Origin of the sequence: Pseudomonas fluorescens NCIMB 11764 (genome assembly GCF_000293885.2) — a bacterium.
Classification (GTDB): Bacteria; Pseudomonadota; Gammaproteobacteria; order Pseudomonadales; family Pseudomonadaceae; genus Aquipseudomonas; species Aquipseudomonas fluorescens_B.
In genome coordinates, this window is sequence record NZ_CP010945.1 from 6,990,642 (window position 1) to 6,998,154 (window position 7,513).

At 54.2% G+C, this 7,513-nt stretch carries 3 protein-coding genes, 2 tRNA genes, 2 rRNA genes and 1 other annotated feature; all 7 genes read right to left on the bottom strand.

What is annotated here, in order from left to right; all coding sequences use genetic code 11:
- Positions 1–70: 70 nt before the first annotated feature.
- The gene (locus B723_RS31735) at positions 71–2,374 is read right to left on the bottom strand and encodes an intermembrane transport protein PqiB (RefSeq protein WP_017340783.1); all 2,304 of its coding nucleotides are present in this window, start codon (positions 2,372–2,374) and stop codon (positions 71–73) included.
- Positions 2,367–2,990, bottom strand: a complete 624-nt coding sequence (locus tag B723_RS31740) for a paraquat-inducible protein A (protein WP_017340784.1) — start codon at positions 2,988–2,990, stop codon at positions 2,367–2,369. Before B723_RS31740 ends, B723_RS31735 begins: the two co-directional genes overlap by 8 nt.
- Positions 2,977–3,636, bottom strand: a complete 660-nt coding sequence (locus B723_RS31745) for a paraquat-inducible protein A (RefSeq protein ID WP_017340785.1) — start codon at positions 3,634–3,636, stop codon at positions 2,977–2,979. Before B723_RS31745 ends, B723_RS31740 begins: the two co-directional genes overlap by 14 nt.
- Positions 3,637–3,782: 146 nt before the next feature.
- Positions 3,783–3,898, bottom strand: a 5S ribosomal RNA gene (gene rrf, locus B723_RS31750).
- A gap of 155 nt (positions 3,899–4,053) precedes the next feature.
- Positions 4,054–6,948, bottom strand: a 23S ribosomal RNA gene (locus tag B723_RS31755).
- 235 nt (positions 6,949–7,183) lie between these two features.
- Positions 7,184–7,259 (bottom strand) — tRNA-Ala (locus tag B723_RS31760).
- A gap of 10 nt (positions 7,260–7,269) precedes the next feature.
- Positions 7,270–7,346 (bottom strand) — tRNA-Ile (locus tag B723_RS31765).
- Between the two features lie 82 nt (positions 7,347–7,428).
- Positions 7,429–7,513, bottom strand: a sequence feature (16S ribosomal RNA rRNA prediction is too short).

Sequence of the window (7,513 nt, forward strand, 5' to 3'; positions counted from 1 at the left end):
AGTGAACTTTAGGGCCGCATCGCGGGCAAGCCCGTGAAAGCGTCCTCACAAACGCCCACTCAGGTACTTGCTATTTGCCGAGGGAAATCTTCGGCGCCCAGGTCAGCCATTCATCTTCAAACTTGTCGAACAACGGGAACGTCTGCTCAGGCCGTGCCGGGCTGCCCATGCGATCACCGTCCGGGGTGGCGAAGGCAATGCCGCCCTGAATCAGCGTCTCCAGCGACTCGGTGCGCACCGTCGCCCCCTTGAACAAACCGTAGTCGAAACCAAAACCGCTGGTGTTCCAGAAACGTGTGCCGCTGCGCACCAACGGTGCGTATTTCGGTTCGATCAGAATGTGCACCAGAACACGGTCAGCGGTCTGGCCGAGTTCATAACCCGTCACCTTGCCCACCGTGACCTCGCGATAGGTCACCGGCACACCGGTTTTCAACGAGCCACGGCGAGCGGCGCTCAGGACCAAGCTTAAACCGGGTTCCTGTTTGGCGGTTTCCGGTGCATTCGCCAGGGCGACGAAGTTTTTCTGTGGGCCAAGGTTCTTCGCTGCAGGCTGCACTTCGATGTACTGGCCAGTCACCAGGGTTTCCAGGTTCGAGGTCTTGATCAGACCCAGCTCGGGTTTGACCACCCAGAACTGACTGCCGACGCGGGCAATGCGCTCCGGCACTTCGGTGATCCGCGCGGTCAGCAGCACCGATTGCAAATCATCACTGAGGTCGACGTCTTCAATCTTGCCCACATCCAGGCCTTTGAATCTCACAGGAGTGCCGCTGCGCAAACCATCGGCACGATCGACCTTGATCGTAACCACGGTGCCTTTCTGGTTGGCTTCGTCATGGCTGGCGAACAGACGGAAACGTGGAATGCGTTTTTGCAATGGCGCTTTGGCTTGCGGTGTTTCGAAGGCGATACCGCCGGCCATCAGGCTTTGCAGCGACTCACTTTTGACCTGGATTCCTCCGGTCAATCCACCCGTGAGCGTAATACCGCTGGCGTTCCAGAAACGCGTTGAGGCGTTAACCAGCCCTTCGTATTCCTTCTCGATGTGCACGCCAATCACCAACTGTTTCTTGGTGCGCGAGAACTGATAGCTCTGGACCGAACCGACCTTGACCTGCTTGTAGAGAATCGGGCTGCCGACTTCCAGTGAGCCGAGGTTCTCGGTGAACAGCACCAGGTGCAGGCCCGGTGCACGCAAGTCGAGCGGCGGCGCTTTCGGCCTCGCCACGAATTCGCGCTGCGGAGCTGCCCCCTTGTCCCCTGGGCGCACGGCAATGTAGTTACCTTTGACCAGCGCTTCGAGACCGGTAATGCCCGCGAGGGAGATCGAGGGTTTGACCACCCAGAACTGGGTGCCATCAACGAGGTAATCCTCAGCCAGCGGATCAAGGGTCAATTCCGCGGTGGCACTGGACAGATCAGGATCGATCTTGAGCGCTTTGAGCGTGCCGACCTGAATGCCTTTGTACATCACCGGCGTCCGGCCAGCCTGCATGCCTTCGAAGTCACTGAGTTTGACCTTGACCCGGATACCGGCTGCGGCGGCATCGAAATCTTCGTAGAGACGAAATGGCAGGCTCGGATCGGTGGGCGGGCTGTCCTTGCGGTTCTCCGGCGTGGCGAAGGCGATACCGCCGGCGACGATGCTCGCCAGGGATTCGCTGCGCACTTTCACACCGGACAGGTTAGCGTCGATGCTGATGCCGCTGGCATTCCAGAAACGCGTGTGTTTGCGCACCAGCTTGGCGTAGGTGGGCTCGATGAACACCTTGAGCTCAACGGTACTTTGGTCTTCGGACAACAGGTAGCTTTTGATCTGGCCGACCCTGATCTGCTTGTAGAACACCGGGCTGCCACGGTTCAGCGAGCCAAGGCGATCAGCCTTGATGGTCAGGTGCAGACCGGGTTGGGCGTCAGACAGCGGCGGCTCTTCGGCCAGCGCCTTGAACTTGCGCGTAGGTTCCCCTTCGCCCGGACTGATCGCCACATAGTTACCGGAGACCAGGGTTTCCAGCCCTGTGATACCGGCCAGGGTCACGCTCGGCTTGACGAGCCAGAAGCGTGTACTGGTGCGCAGGTATGGCTCCACGTCCTTGTTCATCTCGACGGTGGCGATCACCCCTTTTGAGGCGCCTTCATCGTCGAGCGTGAGGGTTTTCACCTTGCCGACCGACATGCCTTTGTAAACGACTTCAGTCTTGTTGGCCTGAATGCCTTCACCACTTTCGAAACGCACCTGAATCTCGATGCCGGTTTCGCTGTAGGCACGCCAGCCGAGCCAACCGCCAATGATCAGAGCGATCAGGGGCAACACCCAAATGGCGGACCAGTTCGAGGCCGGTCGGGTTTTCGCTGTAGGCAAATCAGTCATGGTCGTCGTCCGACTCCGTGTTATCCCAAATCAGTCGGGGATCGAAAGTTACTGCGGCAAGCATCGTCAAAATCACCACACTGGCGAAAGCGATGGCGCCAAGATTGGCTTCGACACTGGCAAGCCGTCCAAAATTCACGACGGCCACCAGGATAGCGATCACAAAAATATCGAGCATTGACCAGCGGCCGATGAACTCGATAAAGCGGTACATCCAGATGCGTTGGCGTGCAGAAAGTGGCTGGCGGCGCTGCACGGAAAACAGCAGCAAGGCGATGCCCACCAGTTTGAACGTCGGTACCAGAATACTGGCGATGAAAACCACGGCGGCGATGGGAATCATGCCGTGCTGAACCAGTTGGATCACACCGGACATGATGGTGCTCGGATCGCCCTGACCCAGAGAGCTGACCGTCATGATCGGAAGCACGTTGGCTGGGATGTAGAGCACCGCGGCCGTCACCAGCAGCGCCCATGTGCGCATCACACTGTTCGGGCGACGCGCGTGAACCAGCGCACCACAACGAGTGCAGACCTGCTCGTCGGTGTCAGCGTCCTGCTTGTTCAACTCATGGCATTCGGTACAAATCAGAATGCCTGCATCAATCGCCCGCATGGGCATCCTCTCCTGATAAAGCCTGCCAGATCTGATGAGGCGACATCACAACTTCCAGCCAAACCTGAACCAACAACAAACCGATAAAGCACGCCAGGCCAAGACCAACAGTGATTGCTGCCATATCTGCCAGTTTGACGATCGCCACCAGAACGCCCATGAGGTAAACCTCGAGCATCCCCCAGTCTCGTAAATGGTGATAAATCCGATAAAGCAGCAAACCGTAACTACGGCCGACATCAAAACGAATACTCAGCAGCACGGCCAGTTGGCAGAGCAGCTTGAGTAGCGGAATTCCCATGCTGCACAGAAACACGATGACCGACACACCTTGCATCCCGGTATCGAACAGACCGACAACGCCGGTCCAGACAGTGTCTTGTGACGACTGCCCGAGTAGATTGAGCTGCATGATGGGTAAAAAGTTCGCAGGGATGTACAACAACAGTGCGGCGAGGACCAAGGCGAGACTGCGTTGCACAACATTGTGCCGATGGGCGTAGAGCTCGTAGCCGCAGCGCGGACACAGGGCTTTCTCGCCATGGGCGAGCTCGGGCTTGCGCATCAGCAAGTCGCACTCATGACACGCCACCAAGTCGTCCAGCGGTAATTCTGACAGCCCGGAGGCGTCAACCGGATCTGGCATAAAGGCTATGACTCCGAAAAAGTTGGATCTATTCTAGTGTCATGAGTCGAAAATAACTGTGCAAATTTGTGCAGGTCCGAATCGTGCTTTTATTCCGGACAAAACAAAACCCCAACTGCTTTCGCAATTGGGGTTTCGGAATTTAATCTTGACGATGACCTACTCTCACATGGGGAAACCCCACACTACCATCGGCGATGCATCGTTTCACTGCTGAGTTCGGGATGGGATCAGGTGGTTCCAATGCTCTATGGTCGTCAAGAAATTCGGTAGCCAGGTCGTGGGCCTTTACAGGTTCACGCTCCAGCGAATGGGTATGCGATAGTTTGTGTGTTTGTTCTCGAACTTTCGGTTCGTTTCGTCTTCACACACCGCAATCTGGTGCTCTTTCGAGTCAGCAAATTGCTTGGGTGTTATATGGTCAAGCCTCACGGGCAATTAGTATTGGTTAGCTCAACGCCTCACAGCGCTTACACACCCAACCTATCAACGTCGTAGTCTTCGACGGCCCTTCAGGGGACTCAAGGTCCCAGTGAGATCTCATCTTGAGGCTAGTTTCCCGCTTAGATGCTTTCAGCGGTTATCTATTCCGAACATAGCTACCCGGCAATGCCACTGGCGTGACAACCGGAACACCAGAGGTTCGTCCACTCCGGTCCTCTCGTACTAGGAGCAGCCCCTCTCAAATCTCAAACGTCCACGGCAGATAGGGACCGAACTGTCTCACGACGTTCTAAACCCAGCTCGCGTACCACTTTAAATGGCGAACAGCCATACCCTTGGGACCGGCTTCAGCCCCAGGATGTGATGAGCCGACATCGAGGTGCCAAACACCGCCGTCGATATGAACTCTTGGGCGGTATCAGCCTGTTATCCCCGGAGTACCTTTTATCCGTTGAGCGATGGCCCTTCCATACAGAACCACCGGATCACTAAGACCTACTTTCGTACCTGCTCGACGTGTCTGTCTCGCAGTCAAGCGCGCTTTTGCCTTTATACTCTACGACCGATTTCCGACCGGTCTGAGCGCACCTTCGTACTCCTCCGTTACTCTTTAGGAGGAGACCGCCCCAGTCAAACTACCCACCATACACTGTCCTCGATCCGGATAACGGACCTGAGTTAGAACCTCAAAGTTGCCAGGGTGGTATTTCAAGGTTGGCTCCACGCGAACTGGCGTCCACGCTTCAAAGCCTCCCACCTATCCTACACAAGCAAATTCAAAGTCCAGTGCAAAGCTATAGTAAAGGTTCACGGGGTCTTTCCGTCTAGCCGCGGATACACTGCATCTTCACAGCGATTTCAATTTCACTGAGTCTCGGGTGGAGACAGCGCCGCCATCGTTACGCCATTCGTGCAGGTCGGAACTTACCCGACAAGGAATTTCGCTACCTTAGGACCGTTATAGTTACGGCCGCCGTTTACCGGGGCTTCGATCAAGAGCTTCGCGTTAGCTAACCCCATCAATTAACCTTCCGGCACCGGGCAGGCGTCACACCCTATACGTCCACTTTCGTGTTTGCAGAGTGCTGTGTTTTTAATAAACAGTCGCAGCGGCCTGGTATCTTCGACCGGCATGAGCTTACGGAGCAAGTCCTTCACCCTCACCCGGCGCACCTTCTCCCGAAGTTACGGTGCCATTTTGCCTAGTTCCTTCACCCGAGTTCTCTCAAGCGCCTTGGTATTCTCTACCCAACCACCTGTGTCGGTTTGGGGTACGGTTCCTGGTTACCTGAAGCTTAGAAGCTTTTCTTGGAAGCATGGCATCAACCACTTCGTGTTCTAAAAGAACACTCGTCATCAGCTCTCGGCCTTAGAATCCCGGATTTACCTAAGATTCCAGCCTACCACCTTAAACTTGGACAACCAACGCCAAGCTGGCCTAGCCTTCTCCGTCCCTCCATCGCAATAACCAGAAGTACAGGAATATTAACCTGTTTTCCATCGACTACGCTTTTCAGCCTCGCCTTAGGGACCGACTAACCCTGCGTCGATTAACGTTGCGCAGGAAACCTTGGTCTTTCGGCGTGGGTGTTTTTCACACCCATTGTCGTTACTCATGTCAGCATTCGCACTTCTGATACCTCCAGCAAGCTTCTCAACTCACCTTCACAGGCTTACAGAACGCTCCTCTACCGCATCACCTAAGTGATACCCGTAGCTTCGGTGTATGGTTTGAGCCCCGTTACATCTTCCGCGCAGGCCGACTCGACTAGTGAGCTATTACGCTTTCTTTAAAGGGTGGCTGCTTCTAAGCCAACCTCCTAGCTGTCTAAGCCTTCCCACATCGTTTTCCCACTTAACCATAACTTTGGGACCTTAGCTGACGGTCTGGGTTGTTTCCCTTTTCACGACGGACGTTAGCACCCGCCGTGTGTCTCCCATGCTCGGCACTTGTAGGTATTCGGAGTTTGCATCGGTTTGGTAAGTCGGGATGACCCCCTAGCCGAAACAGTGCTCTACCCCCTACAGTGATACATGAGGCGCTACCTAAATAGCTTTCGAGGAGAACCAGCTATCTCCGAGCTTGATTAGCCTTTCACTCCGATCCACAGGTCATCCGCTAACTTTTCAACGGTAGTCGGTTCGGTCCTCCAGTTAGTGTTACCCAACCTTCAACCTGCCCATGGATAGATCGCCCGGTTTCGGGTCTATTCCCAGCGACTAGACGCCCTATTAAGACTCGCTTTCGCTACGCCTCCCCTATTCGGTTAAGCTCGCCACTGAAAATAAGTCGCTGACCCATTATACAAAAGGTACGCAGTCACCCAACAAAGTGGGCTCCCACTGCTTGTACGCATACGGTTTCAGGATCTATTTCACTCCCCTCTCCGGGGTTCTTTTCGCCTTTCCCTCACGGTACTAGTTCACTATCGGTCAGTCAGTAGTATTTAGCCTTGGAGGATGGTCCCCCCATATTCAGACAAAGTTTCTCGTGCTCCGTCCTACTCGATTTCATGACTAAGAGATTTTCGCGTACAGGGCTATCACCCACTATGGCCGTACTTTCCAGAACGTTCCGCTAATCTCAAAGCCACTTAAGGGCTAGTCCCCGTTCGCTCGCCACTACTAAGGGAATCTCGGTTGATTTCTTTTCCTCAGGGTACTTAGATGTTTCAGTTCCCCTGGTTCGCTTCTTAAGCCTATGTATTCAGCTTAAGATACCTAACTTATGTTAGGTGGGTTCCCCCATTCAGACATCTCCGGATCAAAGTCTGTTTGCCGACTCCCGGAAGCTTTTCGCAGGCTACCAACGTCTTTCATCGCCTCTGACTGCAAGGCATCCACCGTATGCGCTTCTTCACTTTGACCCATATAACCCCAAGCAATCTGGTTATACTGTGAAGACGACATTCGCCGAAAATTCGCGATTAAACTCACAAATTTTACCTTAGCCTGATCCGTTACCAGTGAAAGTAACGTTCAGTCTATCTTTCTATCACATACCCAAATTTTTAAAGAACGATCTAGCCAAAGACTAGAAATCAACATTCACCACCATCACGATGGAATTCATTTCTAAACTTTATACAATCAGAAGCAGTAGTGGTGGAGCCAAACGGGATCGAACCGTTGACCTCCTGCGTGCAAGGCAGGCGCTCTCCCAGCTGAGCTATGGCCCCATAACAAAATTGGTGGGTCTGGGCAGATTCGAACTGCCGACCTCACCCTTATCAGGGGTGCGCTCTAACCAACTGAGCTACAGACCCAATTTCGGGCTGCTTCTTATCGTCTTCTTCAATGAATCAAGCAATTCGTGTGGGAACTTATGGAGCAGCTGATGTCGTCGATTAAGGAGGTGATCCAGCCGCAGGTTCCCCTACGGCTACCTTGTTACGACTTCACCCCAGTCATGAATCACACCGTGGTAACCGTC

Bases quoted from the DNA above. Each gene is read 5' to 3' on its own strand.
- B723_RS31735 (WP_017340783.1), bottom strand. From the start codon at position 2,374: ATGACTGATTTGCCTACAGCGAAAACCCGACCGGCCTCGAACTGGTCC.
- B723_RS31740 (WP_017340784.1), bottom strand. From the start codon at position 2,990: ATGCGGGCGATTGATGCAGGCATTCTGATTTGTACCGAATGCCATGAG.
- B723_RS31745 (WP_017340785.1), bottom strand. From the start codon at position 3,636: ATGCCAGATCCGGTTGACGCCTCCGGGCTGTCAGAATTACCGCTGGAC.